The organism is Methylibium sp. (assembly GCF_031393925.1).
Lineage (GTDB): Bacteria > Pseudomonadota > Gammaproteobacteria > Burkholderiales > Burkholderiaceae_C > Methylibium.
Genome location: NZ_JANMWL010000048.1, coordinates 14,313 through 28,371, shown reverse-complemented (window position 1 = coordinate 28,371; position 14,059 = coordinate 14,313). Strand labels below are relative to the sequence as shown.

13 protein-coding genes are annotated in these 14,059 nt (G+C 70.5%); 1 reads left to right on the top strand and 12 read right to left on the bottom strand.

The genetic code is table 11. The annotated features are described in order from the left end of the window. From RMO12_RS03585 to RMO12_RS03555, 7 genes are all read right to left on the bottom strand, one after another. A partial coding sequence (locus tag RMO12_RS03585; RefSeq protein ID WP_309638225.1) for a diguanylate cyclase domain-containing protein occupies positions 1-948 on the bottom strand: 948 nt, incomplete at its 3' end. 202 nt (positions 949-1,150) lie between these two features. Then, positions 1,151-2,587 carry a dihydrolipoyl dehydrogenase gene (locus RMO12_RS03580; RefSeq protein WP_309638224.1) on the bottom strand — a complete coding sequence of 479 codons (1,437 nt, stop codon included), beginning with the start codon at positions 2,585-2,587 and terminating at the stop codon, positions 1,151-1,153. A 133-nt stretch (positions 2,588-2,720) separates the two neighbouring features. Continuing rightward, on the bottom strand, positions 2,721-4,061 hold the full coding sequence (gene glp / locus RMO12_RS03575; RefSeq protein WP_309638223.1) for a gephyrin-like molybdotransferase Glp: 1,341 nt from the start codon (positions 4,059-4,061) through the stop codon (positions 2,721-2,723). Positions 4,062-4,063: 2 nt separating this feature from the next. Further along, on the bottom strand, positions 4,064-4,615 hold the full coding sequence (locus RMO12_RS03570) for a GNAT family protein (protein ID WP_309625832.1): 552 nt from the start codon (positions 4,613-4,615) through the stop codon (positions 4,064-4,066). Beyond that, positions 4,608-5,231, bottom strand: coding sequence for a molybdenum cofactor guanylyltransferase MobA (gene mobA / locus RMO12_RS03565; RefSeq protein ID WP_309625831.1), 624 nt, complete (start codon positions 5,229-5,231; stop codon positions 4,608-4,610). The genes RMO12_RS03570 and mobA overlap by 8 nt, the downstream gene beginning before the upstream one ends. 97 nt (positions 5,232-5,328) lie before the next feature. Continuing rightward, positions 5,329-6,456 (bottom strand): GTP 3',8-cyclase MoaA, encoded by a 1,128-nt coding sequence (gene moaA, locus RMO12_RS03560; protein WP_309638222.1) that lies wholly within the window; start codon positions 6,454-6,456, stop codon positions 5,329-5,331. A 63-nt stretch (positions 6,457-6,519) separates the two neighbouring features. After that, entirely contained in the window at positions 6,520-7,239 is a 720-nt protein-coding gene (locus RMO12_RS03555) for a C40 family peptidase (protein WP_309638221.1), read from the bottom strand. Positions 7,240-7,429: 190 nt separating this feature from the next. Here RMO12_RS03555 and RMO12_RS03550 point away from each other — a divergent pair, with 190 nt between their 5' ends. Next, positions 7,430-8,413, top strand: a complete 984-nt coding sequence (locus RMO12_RS03550) for an MDR family oxidoreductase (RefSeq protein ID WP_309638220.1) — start codon at positions 7,430-7,432, stop codon at positions 8,411-8,413. A 135-nt stretch (positions 8,414-8,548) separates the two neighbouring features. Here RMO12_RS03550 and RMO12_RS03545 read toward each other — a convergent pair whose 3' ends face one another. The 5 genes from RMO12_RS03545 to RMO12_RS03525 all read right to left on the bottom strand — a co-directional run bounded on the left by RMO12_RS03545 (position 8,549) and on the right by RMO12_RS03525 (position 14,004). Beyond that, entirely contained in the window at positions 8,549-10,378 is a 1,830-nt protein-coding gene (locus tag RMO12_RS03545; protein WP_309638219.1) for an aminopeptidase P family protein, read from the bottom strand. 67 nt (positions 10,379-10,445) lie between these two features. Continuing rightward, positions 10,446-11,801, bottom strand: coding sequence for an NAD(P)/FAD-dependent oxidoreductase (locus RMO12_RS03540; RefSeq protein ID WP_309625826.1), 1,356 nt, complete (start codon positions 11,799-11,801; stop codon positions 10,446-10,448). 4 nt (positions 11,802-11,805) lie between these two features. Next, a complete protein-coding gene (locus RMO12_RS03535) occupies positions 11,806-13,194 on the bottom strand; it encodes a TAXI family TRAP transporter solute-binding subunit (RefSeq protein ID WP_309625825.1) in 1,389 nt (462 codons plus the stop codon). A gap of 65 nt (positions 13,195-13,259) precedes the next feature. Further along, positions 13,260-13,610, bottom strand: a complete 351-nt coding sequence (locus tag RMO12_RS03530) for an FKBP-type peptidyl-prolyl cis-trans isomerase (protein WP_309625824.1) — start codon at positions 13,608-13,610, stop codon at positions 13,260-13,262. 103 nt (positions 13,611-13,713) lie between these two features. After that, on the bottom strand, positions 13,714-14,004 hold the full coding sequence (locus tag RMO12_RS03525) for a GNAT family N-acetyltransferase (RefSeq protein ID WP_309638218.1): 291 nt from the start codon (positions 14,002-14,004) through the stop codon (positions 13,714-13,716). Positions 14,005-14,059: the final 55 nt, after the last annotated feature.

The window sequence follows — 14,059 nt, the reverse complement described above, 5'->3', positions numbered from 1 at the left end:
GTCGCCGCTGCCGTGCCCGAACGAGTCATTGATCGGCTTGAAGCCGTCGAGGTCGACGAACAGCACGGCCAGGCGCGACTGCGTGCGGTCCACGCGGTTGACCGCCGCCGCCAGCTTGTCTTCGAACACCAAGCGGTTCGGCAGCTGCGTGAGGGCGTCGTTGTAGGCAATTTTCTGCAGGTCCGAGTTGGCTTTGCGCAGCGACTGTTCCAGGCCGTCGGCACGGTCGACGAGGTGCCGCTCGATGCGCGACATGAAGCGCGTCACCGACAGGCCCAGCGCGGTGGCGACGACCGACAGCAACGCCGCATGCATCGTCGCAACGCCTGACCCCGCGCCGCTGGCCACCGCCGCCAGATCGCCGCTGCGCACCGCGAAAGCGAACGCCCCGGCAAGCGCCGCACCGCTGATCGCCGACGTGAGGCGCGCGTACGAGCGTGGCAGGCACAACAAACCTTCGCTGGCGAGCACGAACGCGACCAGGCAAGCGCAGGCAACGAGCATCGCCGCCAGGAAGGCCCATGAGACAACCTGGACGGCAGCCCAGAAGCTGACCGGCTGCAGCGACGCCATCAGCACGGCGCTCATGCAGCTCAGGCCCAATGCCAAGCCGGCCCCGATGGCGGCGGCGTGACGCCGGCTCTGCAAGGCCACCGTGCATGATCCGAGCAGCCCGAAGCCGGTTGCAACGCCGAGCAACCACGACGTGATCAGCAAGGCGGCGTCGTGCGCGAGGTCGAGCCCCGGCTGGAATGCGAGCAGGGCGAAAACGAGCGCCGCCCACGCCGTCGTGCCCCAGGAAACGGCTGCAATCAGCAGCCAGCCCCACGGATTGGCATGGCGCTTTGCGCGCGCGCGGCGGACCATGTCGAGCGCGGCATGCGGCAGGCAGACGCACAGTGCCAGTGCGACCGCGAACAGCAATGCAGATAACGCGTGAGTTTCCAAGGGCACCTCTCCCCACCGTGAATGGCGCTGGTGCTTTGCGCTTTCAGATCAGCGCTAGACCAGCGTGATCAAAGTCTATCGGCGAGTCGAACGCGCAGAAACGAAGCGTTGCTTCAGGGCCAATGCGTTCCGTGCCGAATTCAACGGCCACGGGCAGCGCGAGCGCACGCCTGTTGGCCTCTGAGGGCCGGCACGCAGCCGCTCACTCGCCCGGACGGCACTCGTCGCAGGGCGGGTCATGGTCAAGCGCGCCGCGCAGATCGCGCAGCGCGGTGCGCAGGCCTTCCTCGATGACCGGGTGATAGAAGGGCTGGGCCAGCACATCGTCCACCGTGTCGCCGCGGCCGATGCTCCAGGCCAGCAGGTGGCCCAGGTGTTCGGCCGCGGGGCCGACCATTTCGGCGCCGAGCAGGCGGCGCGTCTTGCGCTCGGCATAGACGTGCAGCGCGCCGACGTTGCGGCCGATCACGCGGCTGCGGCCCTGGTTCTCGAAGCTCGCGCGGCCGGTCGCGAAGGCGACGCCGGCGGCGCCGAGTTCGCGGTGCGTCTGCCCGGCCAGCGCGATCTGCGGCTCGCTGAACACGATGGCCAAGGGCGTGCGGCGCCGCTGTCGCACCACGGCCGGAAAGCGTCCGGCGTTGTCGCCGGCAATGTGGCCGGCGTCGGCCGCCTCGTGCAGCAGCGGCCGCTCGTCGGTGGCATCGCCGGCAATGAAGACCGGCGCACCTGCGACTTGCGCGCTCTGCGTGTCGTGGAGCGGCACGCCGTTGCTGTCGAGTGTCAGGCCGCTGTGCTCGAGGCCGAGCGCATCGACGTTGGGCCGCCGCCCGGTGGCGGCGAGCAGGAAGTCGAAGCGCTCGCACTGCTCACCGGCCGGTGTGCGCCAGTGCAGCAGCACCTCGTCGCCCGCGCGCCGCACGTCGATCAGTTCGGCTTCGCGTTCGATCGGCAAGGCAGCCTCGAAGGCGCGTGCTGCCACCAGCGCGAGGGCGGGGTCGGTGAGCGGACCGACGAAGCGGCTGCGGCCGATGAGGCGCACGCGCACGCCCAGGCGGTGCAGCGCTTGCGCAAGCTCCAGGCCGATCACGCCGGAGCCGACCACGGCAACCGAGCGCGGCAAGGTCTGCCACTCGAACACGTCGTCGTTGACGATCAGGCGCTCGCCGAGGGCGGCGCGCCACGCGGCGGGCGTGTCGGGCCGCGAGCCGGTGGCGATGACGATGCGTTCGGCCTGGACGCGCACATCCCCGCCCGGGCCTTCGACCTGCAGCACTCGAGGCGCGGTGAAGCGTGCGCGGCCGACGAGCAACTGCTGCGGCTCGATGTCGCGCATGCCCTCGAGCACGAAGTCGACGAAGCGGTCGCGCTCGCTCTTCACGCGCGCCATCACGCGCTCGCCGTCCACCCGCACCTCGCTCACGGCGATGCCGAAGCGCGCCGCATGTCGCGCCTCGTGCGCCACGTCGGCAGCGGCGATCAGCAGCTTGCTCGGCATGCAGCCCACGCGCGCGCAGGTGGTGCCCAACGGGCCTGGGTCGACGAGCAGCACGCGCTCGGTGTGCATGCGCGCAGCGCGGTAAGCGCTGAGACCGGCGGTGCCGGCGCCGAGGATGGCGACGTCGACCTGGCGTGTGGGCATGGGCGTGAACCTCCTGGCGGCTGCCGATCGGTTCAGTGTGAATCAAACGTGCCGATGGCGTGGCCGACCCAGCCGCATTGCTGCGCCCCTGACAAGCGCCGCTGGCCGACGACGCTGCGCAGCCGTACCCCCGCTACAGCAAGCCGTCGAACGGCAGCACGTCGACATGTTCGCCCGCGGCCACCGAAGCCTGCTCGTGGTGCAGCACCACCAGGCCGTTGGCGACCGACATCGAGCGCAGGATGCCCGAGCCCTGCGCGCCGGTGAGGGCCACGTCCCAGTCGCCGTCGGCCGCGCGCGTGACGATGCCGCGCTGGTACTCGGTGCGGCCGGGCTTCTTGCGGATCGCCAGGGCCGCGCGCGCACGCAGCAGTGGCAGCGCGATCGGTGCGGCGCCTGCCATCGCCAGCAGCGCGCCGCGCACGAAGGCGTAGAAGGTCACCATCACCGCGACCGGGTTGCCGGGCAGGCCGAACAGCACGGCGGTGTGACCGTTCGACGCGATGCGCCCGAACGCCATCGGTCGGCCCGGGCGCATGGCGATGCGCCAGAACGCCACCTCGCCCAGCCGCGCCATCACTTGTTTGGTGTGGTCGGCTTCGCCGACGCTCACGCCGCCCGAGGTGATGACGGCGTCGGCGTTCTCGCAGGCGCTGCGAAACGCCGCTTCCAGCGCGCCCGGGTCATCGCGCACCACGCCGAGGTCGAGCAGTTCCACGCCCAGTCGCGTGAGCATGGCGTGGATGGTGTAGCGGTTACTGTCGTAAACGCAGCCGGCATCGAGCGGTTCACCGATGGAACGCAGCTCGTCGCCGGTGGAGAAAAACGCCACGCGCAGGCGCCGATGCACCGGCAGCTCGGCGCGCCCCAGCGACGCGGCCAGGCCGATGTCGGCGGGGCGCAGCACGCGCCCAGCGGCCAGCGCCGTCTCGCCGCGCGCCAGGTCTTCACCGGCGAGGCGGCGGTTGTCGCCGGGCCGCACGATGCCTGCAGGCACGGTGATGTGGCCCTCTCCCGTTGAACGGGGGGGCGGGCGAGAGTCGTCCTGCGCCGCAGGCATGAGGACGACGAACTCTTGCGGCACCACCGTGTCCAGGTCGCCCGGCATGACCGCACCCGTCATGATGCGCACGCACTCGCCGGCCGCGACCTTGCCCTCGTACTGCTGGCCGGCCAAGCCGGTGCCGGCCACGCGCAGCACGGTCGGTGCGCCCGATTTCAGGTCCGTGCTGCGCAGCGCGTAGCCGTCCATCGCCGAGTTGTCGTTCGCCGGCACATCGATGTGCGAGACCAGGTCACGTGCCAGCACGCGCCCGAGCGCGGCGCGCAGCGCGAGCTGCTCGACGGCGCCAACCCGCGGCACGAAGCGCTCGATAAATTGCTGCGCATGCTCGACCGACAGCGCGTTCGGGTCGTAGCCGGCCACGCAGGAGGCGATGTCTTGCAGCGAGGGCAGGGCAGGGGCGTCGCTCATCGTCACAACACCAGCATCATCTGGGCCTTGTCGTGGTAGCGCTCGCCATGCTCGTCCACCAGGCGCACCGCGCGCGGCAGCAGGCCGTAGCGCACGAAGCCGGCGCGCTCGTACAGGCGCACCACGCGCAGGCTGGAGGCGGTGACGCTGAGCGTGATCAGCTGCAGCCGGTCGGCCCGGCGCGCTTCTGCGATGCAGCCTTCGACGAGCGCGCGGCCGACGCCGTGGCCGGTGCTCGTGGGCAGCACCATCAGGCCAATGAGCCAGCTGATGTGGCGGGTCTTCTGGCGCGTCTCGCGCTCCAGTCCCACCGAGCCGACCAGACGCGGCTTGCCCTTCTCGGTGATGAAGGCGCCGAGCAGGAAGCTGCCGCCCAGCGGCTCGGCCAGGCCCAGGCGGCCGAGGTAGCTTTCCGGTGTGCGCGACTGTTGGCTGGCGTGGTCGGAGGTGAACGCCTCCGGGTGCAGGCGCAGCGCCTCGTCGCGCAGGTTCTTGTAGGCGGCAAGGTCGGCCGGCCCGAGCCGGCGGATCACCGCAGGCGTGCCCTCAGGCACCGCGCGCCTCGAGCTGGCGTAACTCGGCCAGGGTGTTGGCGTTGAAGAAGGCGCTGGCGTCGTCGAAGTCGGCCACCGCCGAGCGCTGGCGCGCGGTCCATAGGTCGATCTTGCGGCCGCCCTCTTGCATGAAGCGCAGCAGGTCTTCCATCAGCGTGCTGCGCATCATGCAGAACACCGGCTGCAACTGCGGGCCAACGCGGCCGCCCTCGGCATGATCGCTGTGCGGCGAGCGCGCCATCGCCAGATCGGCGCCTTCGGCCTCGAGCGCCTGCGCCAGGCGCGCCACCAGGTCTTCAGGGAAGGCGGGCGTGTCGCAGGGCACGGTGACGAGGTAGGGCGTCTCGCAGCGCTCCAGCCCGATCAGGAAGCCGGCCAGCGGGCCGGCAAAGTCGGCGCTGGCATCGGGCCACACCGGCATGCCGAAGCTTTCATACGCGCCGAGGTTTCGGTTGGCGTTGATCATCACCTCGCCGACCTGCGGCGCCAGGCGCATCAGCGTGTGCATCGCCAGCGGCAGGCCTCGGTAGGGCTGCAGGCCCTTGTCGACACCGCCCATGCGGCTGCCGCGGCCGCCGGCCAGGATGAGGCCGGTGATGTCGCAAGGCTTGATCATTTCAGTGGGGTCCATTGCGCCTGGCGCGACCCGCTACGCACCGCAATGAGCCGCGAGCGAACGGTCTCGTCGTCCCAGTCAGACGTTTCATTTCAGGTCAACCGCCGATGTAGCTCATCTCGACCTTGGCGGCCGAAGCGACTGCGCCTTGCGCGCTGCCGCGCAGCTCGGAGTAGCGGTCGTCGCGGCCCTGCCAGATGGCGCCGATGGCCGCAGCGATCTGCGTGTCGCTGTAGCCGGCCGGGTCGCGCAGCAGGGCGCGCAGGTCGTGGCCGCGCGAGGCGAACAGGCACAGATACAGCTTGCCCTCGGTGGACAGGCGCGCGCGGTTGCAGTCGCCGCAAAAGGCCTGTGTCACGCTGGAGATCACGCCGACTTCGCCGGCGCCGTCGGCATAGCCCCAGCGCTCGGCCGTCTCGCCGAGCGCGGTGGCCTGCAGCACGCGCAGCGGGAACGCCGCGTGGATGCGCGCCACCACCTGCGCCGAGGGCAGCACCTCGTCCATGCGCCAGCCGTTGGTCACGCCCACGTCCATGTACTCGATGAAGCGCAGCACCACCTTGCCACCGAAGTGGTCGCGAAAGAAGCGCGCCATTGGCACGATCTCGTGGTCGTTGATGCCGCGCTTGACCACCATGTTGACCTTGATAGGCGCCAGGCCCGCCGCGACCGCGGCCTCGATGCCGGCCAGCACCTCCGCGACCGGAAAGTCGACGTCGTTCATGCGGCGAAACACCGCATCGTCGAGCGCGTCGAGGCTGACCGTCACGCGCTTGAGGCCGGCCGCCGCGAGCGCACCTGCCTTGCGCACGAGCAGCGAGGCATTGGTGGTGAGCGTGAGGTCCAGCGGCGCGCCTTCAGGCGTGCGCAGTGCGGCCAGCTGCTCGATCAGCACCTCGAGGTTCTTGCGCAACAGCGGCTCGCCGCCGGTCAGGCGCAGCTTGTGCACGCCGTGCAGCGCGAACACGCGCGCCAGCCGGGTGATTTCTTCAAAGCTGAGCAGTTCGGCATGGGGCAGGAAGCGGTGGTTCTTGTCGAACACCTCCTTGGGCATGCAGTAGCTGCAGCGGAAATTGCAGCGGTCGGTGACCGAGATGCGCAGGTCGCCGAGCGCCCGGCCCAGGCGGTCGGACAGCAGGCCGTTGGGCGCGACGGCGAACCGCGGCACGGCAGGGCGTGCGGCCGAGTGCCGGTGGTCGATCAGGGGAATGGTGCGCTCGGCCATGCGCGGATTGTGCCGCGCTCACGCGTGACTGCCGCGTGTGGGATTAACGCGCCGAGCGGCGGATCAGTAGCTTGGCAAAGGTCCCGACGCGGCGGCAACGGCGGACGCGGCCGCACCCGTGTCGACGGCCGGCAGCGGGCTGGTCTGCACCGCTGCAACGGCAACGGCCGACACCTCCACCGGCCGCGACGCACGCCGCGCGCCGTCGAAGCGCGGGCTCCAGTAGCTGCTGCCCATCTCTTCGACGCGCACCTTGGCACCGCTGCGCGGCGCATGGACGAACTTGCCGTCGCCGACATAGATGCCGACGTGCGAGAACGCCGCGCGCAGGGTGTTGAAGAACACCAGGTCGCCGGGCTGGAGTTCGGCGCGCTCGACGGCGACGAGGCCACCGTCCTTGGCTTGGTCGTTGGAGCGGCGCGGCAGCACCAGCCCGAGTGTTGCCTCGAACACATGCCGCGTGAAGCCGCTGCAGTCGAAACCGTCTGCGGCGGACTGGCCGCCGCGCTTGTAGGGCACGCCCAGGAAATGCAGCGCCGACGAGACCAGGCCGCCGGCCCAGCCGGAGGCGCGCTCCAGAGTCTGGCGGGCCAGCGACGGGTCGCCGTTGTCTGCGGCGCGCGTCGGTGTCTTGCTGGCGCCCTCGAGCAAACCGCGCTCGGCGAGAAAACGTGCGACGACATCGGCGCGCTCCGGCGCGGCCTGCGCCGGGCCCGCGCCCAGCATCCAGGCCGCGGAGAACCCGACCGCCACGCCCCGCCAGAATTTCCAGAACCTCGACATGGGCGCGAAGATAGCGGCCGACGCGACACCGCGTCAACGGTAAAACTTCTTGTTTCACAAGGGTTTGGCTGCTTTCGCGGTGTAGTTGTCCGCACCGTGGCCGGCGCTGCGCTGGCGGCGCGGCGCACGCCGATGCCCCGGCAGTGTTGAAATCCGCGCTTCCACCGACATTCATCATCAGGAGTTCGCCATGTTTTCAGCGCTCGTACTCGACAAGTCCGACGGTTCATTCAGCGCTGGCGTGCGCGAAGTCGACGACAGCTTCCTGCCCGACGGCGACGTCACCATCGCGGTGGATTACTCCACGCTCAACTACAAGGACGGCCTGGCCATCACCAACCGCTCGCCGGTGGTGCGCAGCTGGCCGATGGTGGCGGGCATCGACGGCGCCGGCACGGTGACCCAGAGCACGCATGCGGCCTGGAAGGCGGGCGACCAGGTGGTCCACAACGGCTGGGGCGTGGGCGAGACGCACAAGGGCTGCCTGGCCGCCAAGGCGCGCCTGAAGGGCGACTGGCTGGTGCGGCTGCCCGCGGCTTTCACGTCGCGCCAGGCGATGGCCATCGGCACGGCCGGCTACACCGCGATGCTGTGCGTGCTGGCGCTCGAGCGCTACGGCGTCAAGCCCGGCGACGGCGAAGTGCTGGTGACCGGCGCGACCGGCGGCGTCGGCTCGGTGGCCATCGCGTTGCTGGCCCGGCTGGGCCACAAGGTCACCGCGGCCACCGGTAAGGCGAGCGAGGCCGATTACCTGAAGAAGCTGGGCGCGCAGGGCGTGATCGACCGCACTGAGCTGGCCGCCCCCGGCAAACCGCTGCAAAAGGAGCGCTGGGCCGCGGTGGTGGATGCGGTGGGCAGTCACACCCTGGCCAACGCCTGCGCTCAAACGCGCTACGGCGGCGCGGTCGCGGCCTGCGGCCTGGCGCAAGGTTTGGATTTGCCGGCCACGGTGATGCCTTTCATCTTGCGCAGCGTCGCGTTGCTCGGCGTGGACAGCGTGATGGCACCGATCGAGCGCCGCCGCGAAGCCTGGACGCGGCTCGCGCGTGACCTCGACCCGGCCTTGCTGGCCACGATGACGCGCGAGATCGGCTTGAACGAGGCCGTTGCGGCGGCCGAAGAGCTGATGGCCGGCAAGGTGCGCGGGCGCATCGTGGTGAAGACGGGGCGCTGATACGCAACCCGGACGCGAGAGGCGCCGACAGGTCAGGCGAGACCGCTCTTTCCTATTCGAATAAAGCAAATTCGTACGAGAGCGCCCAGGCCGAACAATCCGCGTGGCGCGCGACCGTTCACCACGCAGTCGCCGTCAGCCGCGCGGCATGAGTGCTTGGGTGCGCTCCTCGAGCCACGCGCGGGCGGCTCCGCTCACCAGCGGCGAGAGGCGTTCGCGCACCGTCGCGTGGTAGGTGTCGAGCCAGCGCGCCTCGGTTGCATCGAGCAGCGAGCGCTCGATGCAGCGCGTGTCGATCGGGCACAGCGTGAGCGTCTCGAATTGCAGGAATTCGCCGAACTCGTCGTCCGGTGCGGCCACGTTCATCACCAGGTTCTCGATGCGCACGCCATGCCGGCCGGGGCGGTAGAGGCCCGGCTCGATGCTGGTGACCATGCCCGGCTCCATCGCCATTTCGGGTGTGGCGACGACCTTGCTGATCGACTGCGGGCCTTCGTGAACGTTGAGGAAATAGCCGACGCCGTGGCCGGTGCCGTGACCGTAGTCGAGGCTCTGGGCCCACAGCGGCGCGCGCGCGATGGCATCGAGCATCGGGCTGGGCGTGCCACGCGGAAAGCGCGCGCGGGAGAGCGCAATGGTGCCCTTTAGCACGAGGGTGTAGTCCCGCTTCATCTCAGCCGTTGGCGTGCCGATCGGCCACACGCGCGTGATGTCGGTGGTGCCGCCGAGGTATTGCGCGCCTGAGTCGATCAGCAGCAGGCCGTCGGCCGCCACACCGCTGGCGTGCGAGATCACCGCATGGCTCGCTTGCGTGGCGCGGTAGTGCGGCATCGCGCCGTTGGCGTTGAAGCCCGCGATGACCGGGAAGCTCAGGCTCACGTAGCCGGGCTGCTTGGCGCGCTCGGCACTCAGGCGCTCGTCGATGGTGAGTTCGGTGATGGGCTCGCGGCCGAGCGCCTGCTCGAACCAGGCGTAGAAGGCGCACATCGCGGCGCCATCGTGCGCCATCGCCTCGCGGATGAAGGCAGCTTCGCTGGCGCTCTTGCGGCTCTTGGCCAAGGTCGACGGGTTGATCGCCTCGACCACCTTCACCGCCTGCGGCACCGCCTCGCGCAGGCCCAGCGTCACGCGCCGTGGATCGATCAGCAAGCGGCTGCCGGCGGGCAGTGCGGCCAGCGCCGCACGCGCATCGTCGTAGGGTCGCAGCGCTACGCCATCGGCGGCCAGTGTCTCGGCCAGCGACGCGTCGACCTTGCCGGCGCCGACGAACAACAGCACCCCGCTCATCGACAGCAGCGCATGCGCGAGGAACACCGGGTTGTAGTTGACGTCCGCGCCTCGCAGGTTGAGGAGCCAGGCCAAGTCGTCGAGCGTCGAGATCAAGTGATGGCTCGCGCCACGCTCGGCCATCGCGGCGCGCACCTGCGCGAGCTTGGCACGGCGCGCCAGCGGTGCGTGCGGCGCGCGGTGTTCGTAGACCTTGGCGGCGGGCAGGGCGGGGCGCTCGGCCCAGGCGTCGGCCAGCGGATCGGCGTCGGTCTTCAGGTGCAGGCCCGCGGCGCCGAGCGCGTCCCTGAGCTGCAGCGCTGCGGCCAGGCCGAGCACCGCGCCGTCGGTCGCCACCGTCTGGCCGGTGGCGAGATGGGCCACCAGCCAGTCGACATGCGCGCTGGAGGCGCCGGTGGGGATCTTGACCAGCTCAATGCCGCTGCCAGTCAACTCGGAATCGGCCTGCACCCAGTAGCGGCTGTCGGCAAACAGCGCCGCCCGCTCGGCCAGCACGACCAACGTGGCCATCGAGCCGGTGAAGCCGCTGAACCACCGGCGGCCCTGCCAGTGGGCCGGCAGGTACTCCGACAAGTGCGGGTCGCTCGAAGGCAGCAGCACGGCGTCAATGCCGTTCGCGCTCATGGCGGCGCGCAGTGGCTCCAGACGCAGGCGAGCCGGGGAAGTGCGGGTGTCCATGCGAGTCCTTCGTTGGGAGGCCGGGGCGCTCGGGCCGGGTCGGCAGAGGCAGCGCAGGACACCGATTTTAAGAGGGCGCCGTCGGCCGCGGCGCGTGCGGCTCGGCGACGATGCGCGCTTGCCGTTCGAAGCTGAAGTAGGCCCAGGCCCAGTCGGTCAGTACCACCAGCCGGTTGCGAAAACCGATCAGGAAGTAGATGTGAACGAACAGCCAGAACAGCCACGCGAACATGCCGCTGAACTGCACCCGGCCGAGCACCGGCAGGTCGACCATGGCGATCGCGGCGCGCCGGCCAATGGTGGCAAGCGCACCGTAGTCGGCGTAGTGAAACGGGCGCGTCGGCTCGCCGCGCAAACGGCGCAGCAGGTTGTCGGCGGCCAGCCGGCCCATTTGCTTGGCCGCCGGGCTGACGCCGGGCACGGGCGTCGGCTCGCCGCGCTTGCGGTGGCTCATGGCCGCGGCCAGGTCGCCGACGACGTGGATCTCGGGATGGCCGGCCAGGCTCAGGTCGGGCTCGACGACGACGCGCCCGGCGCGGTCGAGCGCGCAGCCGGTGCTCGCCGCCAGCGCCAGGCCGAGCGGCGACGCGGCCACGCCGGCCGCCCACACCACGGTGTCTGCGTCCAGGCGCTGCGGGCCTCGAGGGCTGTCGTAGCTGAGGCCGCCCGCGTCGATGGCGGTGACCTTGGCATCGGTGAGCACCTCGACGCCGAGCGCGTGCAGTTGGTCCAAAGCCTTGCGCGAGAGCTTGTCGGAAAAGGCGCTCAGCACCTGCGGGCCGCCTTCAACCAGCACGACGCGCGCGCGGCGTGAATCGATGCGGCGGAACTCATCGTGCAGCGTGTGCTGCGCGATTTCGGCCAGCATGCCGGCCATTTCCACGCCGGTCGGCCCGGCGCCCACCACCGCGAAGGTGAGGCAGGACTGGCGCTGCGCGCCCTCGCTTTTGCGCTCGGCGCGCTCGAACGCCAGCAGCACGCGGCGACGGATATCGAAGGCGTCGGCCAGCGTCTTGAGGCCCGGCGCATGCGCGGCCCAGTCGTCGTGACCGAAGTAGCTGTGCGTCGCACCGGCGGCGACGATGAGGTGGTCGTAGCCGATGCGCTCGTGCCCGTCGAGCACGACCGCGCGTGCGGTGGTGTCGATGTCGGTCACGACGCCGAGCAGCACGGTGAGCTTGCCGCGCTGCATCTCGCTGCGCAGGACGTGGCGTATCGGCCCGGCGATGGCCGGCGCCGACAGGCCGGCGGTCGCCACCTGGTAGAGCAACGGTTGGAACAGGTGGTGGTTGGTGCGGTCCACGAGCGTGATCTCGACCTCGGCCTGGCTGAGCGCGCGCACCGCTTCGATGCCGCCGAAGCCGCAGCCGACGATGACGACCCGGGGCCGCGTGGGTGAGCTGTTGTCGTTGTCGTTTTTCATGAGATCACGAGGGCGAAGCGGTCGGGGTCTGGGCGCCCAGGGCGCGCAGCTTCTTGCGCACCAGGTCGATGTGGCTGCGCAGCGCATACAGCTCGTCGGCGTGCGACAGCGGCACTTGCAGGCCGCGCACGCGCGTGTCGAGCTCGTCGAGTTCGTTCATCAGCGGCTGCGCGCCGCCTTGGCCGCGCAGGTTGTCGGCCAGGCTCTCCTCGATCTGCCGCAGCTTGCCGTACCAGCGAAACACGCGCGAGCGGATGCGCAGCTCATACAGCGGCGGCAGCACGCGCGACAGCGGAATCAGCACCACGACGATGGAGGCGAGCACCACCCACATGCGGTCGACCAGGTTGGCCACCCAGAATGGCAGGTAGCGCTGCAGCATCGGCGGGCCGGTGTCGAAGAAGCGGTCCGCCTCCTTGGACATCGGCAGCTCGCTGGCGCGCCGGTTCGGGAACTCACCGCGCTTTTGGAACCAGCCGGCGCCGCTGTGGATGGTGTTGGCCGCCTGCACGAACAACTGCTGCAGCGCCGGGTGCGCGCTGCGGCGCGCCACCAGCATGGCGGTCGGGGCGACCAGGTCCACGCCCTGCGGCGGCAGGTCCCGCTCCAGGCTCACCACGCCGCGCGGCAGCTCCACCGCGGCGAGCATCGGCAGGCGGCGCGAATAGGCCTCGGCCTGCGCGAAGTCCATCAAGCGGATGCCGGGCGTTTGCAGCAGCATCTGCACCATCGGCGCCTCGGGCGCGGAGACCAGGGCCAGCGCGTCGATCTCGCCGGCCAAGAGGCCCATCACGGCCGGCGTCTGGCTCAGGCGCTGCTCGGCGATGGCGTCGCTCGCAAGGCCGTTGGAGTCGAGCACGCGGCGCATCAGGTTGGTGATGCCGCTGCCCGGCGCGCCGATGTTGACGCGCCAGCCCGTGAGCTGGCCGGGCGTGTCGAGCTTGTCGCGCCCGAGCAGTTTTTGCGCGCTGGCCTCGCGGTAAAACAGCCACAGCGGCTCGTAGAACAGGCTGCCCAGCGACACCAGCGCGGGCGCGCTCGCCGCGTCGGCCTCGGCCTCGTTCATGCTGCCGGCACCGCCCTGGACGAAGGCGAAATCCACCCCGGAGCCCGGGTCGGTGAGCAGCGCGAGGTTTTCGGCCGAGCCCTCGGTGTTGCGAAGCTCGACCTGGATGCCGTACTTCTTCAGTTGCGCCTGGTAGCGCAGGCCGAACTCGGCGTAGGCGCCATTGGCCGAGCCGGTGGCCAGCACCACGCGCTGGGGTGGGCTCGGGTCGAGCGCCCAATAGGCCAGCGCCAGCAGCGCCACCACCAGCAGCACGAAGGGGCCGGCGGTGACCAGCAGGTCGCGGGTGCTGAGCAGGGTGTGTCGCAAGGTCGGCAGGCGTCGCATCGGTGGGGCGGGAAGGGGACCGACCGATTCTCGTCCAGCGCCCCGCCACCTCGAAGCGCGGCGCTTCAGCTGACCGAAAGCAGCTCCACTTCGAATAGCAGCGTCGCGTTCGGCGGGATCGTGCCGCCGGCGCCGCGCGCGCCATAGCCGAGTGCCGCCGGAATGACGAGCCGGCGCGTGCCGCCGACCTGCATGCCGGCGACGCCCTCATCCCAGCCGCTGATCACCATGCCGGCGCCGAGCGTGAAGTCGAACGGGGTGCCGCGGTCCTTGCTGGAGTCGAACTTGCGGCCGGCGGCGCCGTCGTTGTAGAGCCAGCCGGTGTAGTGGACCCTGACGCTCTGCCCGCTGGTCGCGGTCGGGCCGTTGCCGGGCAGGGTGTCTTCGAACTTCAGGCCGGAAGGGGTGGTGCGCATGATGCTTGGAGAGAGTGGGCGAAGGCGGGCAGCATACCCGCGCCGGGCGCGGCCCCCGACGCTCGCTCCATCCCGTGCGCGATCGGCCCGCCCCGGCCTTGCCTCAGCGCTGAGCCCGCAGGTCCTGCACTTCGGGGTGGCGCTGCAGGTAGGAAGCAACATACGAGCACAGTGGCCTGACCTTCAGGCCTTCGGCGCGCGCCCAGTCGAGTGCGCTCTTCACCAGCGCCGCCGCGATGCCGCGGCCCTGCAGGCGTGCCGCGACTTCGGTGTGCGGCATCACCATCACGCCGTCCTCGAGCCGGTAGTCGGCGACGCACAACTCACCGTCCACGCGTGCCTCGAAGCGCCGCGCCGCGGCGTTGTGGGTCACTTCGTGCGGGGTGTTTTCCATCGGCCCGAGTGTGCCAAAGCGGGCAGCCAGGCCGGCCGCAAGGGCCGATGCCGCC

Bases quoted from the DNA above. Each gene is read 5' to 3' on its own strand.
- RMO12_RS03580 (WP_309638224.1), bottom strand. From the start codon at position 2,587: ATGCCCACACGCCAGGTCGACGTCGCCATCCTCGGCGCCGGCACCGCC.
- glp (WP_309638223.1), bottom strand. From the start codon at position 4,061: ATGAGCGACGCCCCTGCCCTGCCCTCGCTGCAAGACATCGCCTCCTGC.
- mobA (WP_309625831.1), bottom strand. From the start codon at position 5,231: ATGATCAAGCCTTGCGACATCACCGGCCTCATCCTGGCCGGCGGCCGC.
- moaA (WP_309638222.1), bottom strand. From the start codon at position 6,456: ATGGCCGAGCGCACCATTCCCCTGATCGACCACCGGCACTCGGCCGCA.
- RMO12_RS03555 (WP_309638221.1), bottom strand. From the start codon at position 7,239: ATGTCGAGGTTCTGGAAATTCTGGCGGGGCGTGGCGGTCGGGTTCTCC.
- RMO12_RS03550 (WP_309638220.1), top strand. From the start codon at position 7,430: ATGTTTTCAGCGCTCGTACTCGACAAGTCCGACGGTTCATTCAGCGCT.
- RMO12_RS03545 (WP_309638219.1), bottom strand. From the start codon at position 10,378: ATGGACACCCGCACTTCCCCGGCTCGCCTGCGTCTGGAGCCACTGCGC.
- RMO12_RS03540 (WP_309625826.1), bottom strand. From the start codon at position 11,801: ATGAAAAACGACAACGACAACAGCTCACCCACGCGGCCCCGGGTCGTC.
- RMO12_RS03535 (WP_309625825.1), bottom strand. From the start codon at position 13,194: ATGCGACGCCTGCCGACCTTGCGACACACCCTGCTCAGCACCCGCGAC.
- RMO12_RS03530 (WP_309625824.1), bottom strand. From the start codon at position 13,610: ATGCGCACCACCCCTTCCGGCCTGAAGTTCGAAGACACCCTGCCCGGC.
- RMO12_RS03525 (WP_309638218.1), bottom strand. From the start codon at position 14,004: ATGGAAAACACCCCGCACGAAGTGACCCACAACGCCGCGGCGCGGCGC.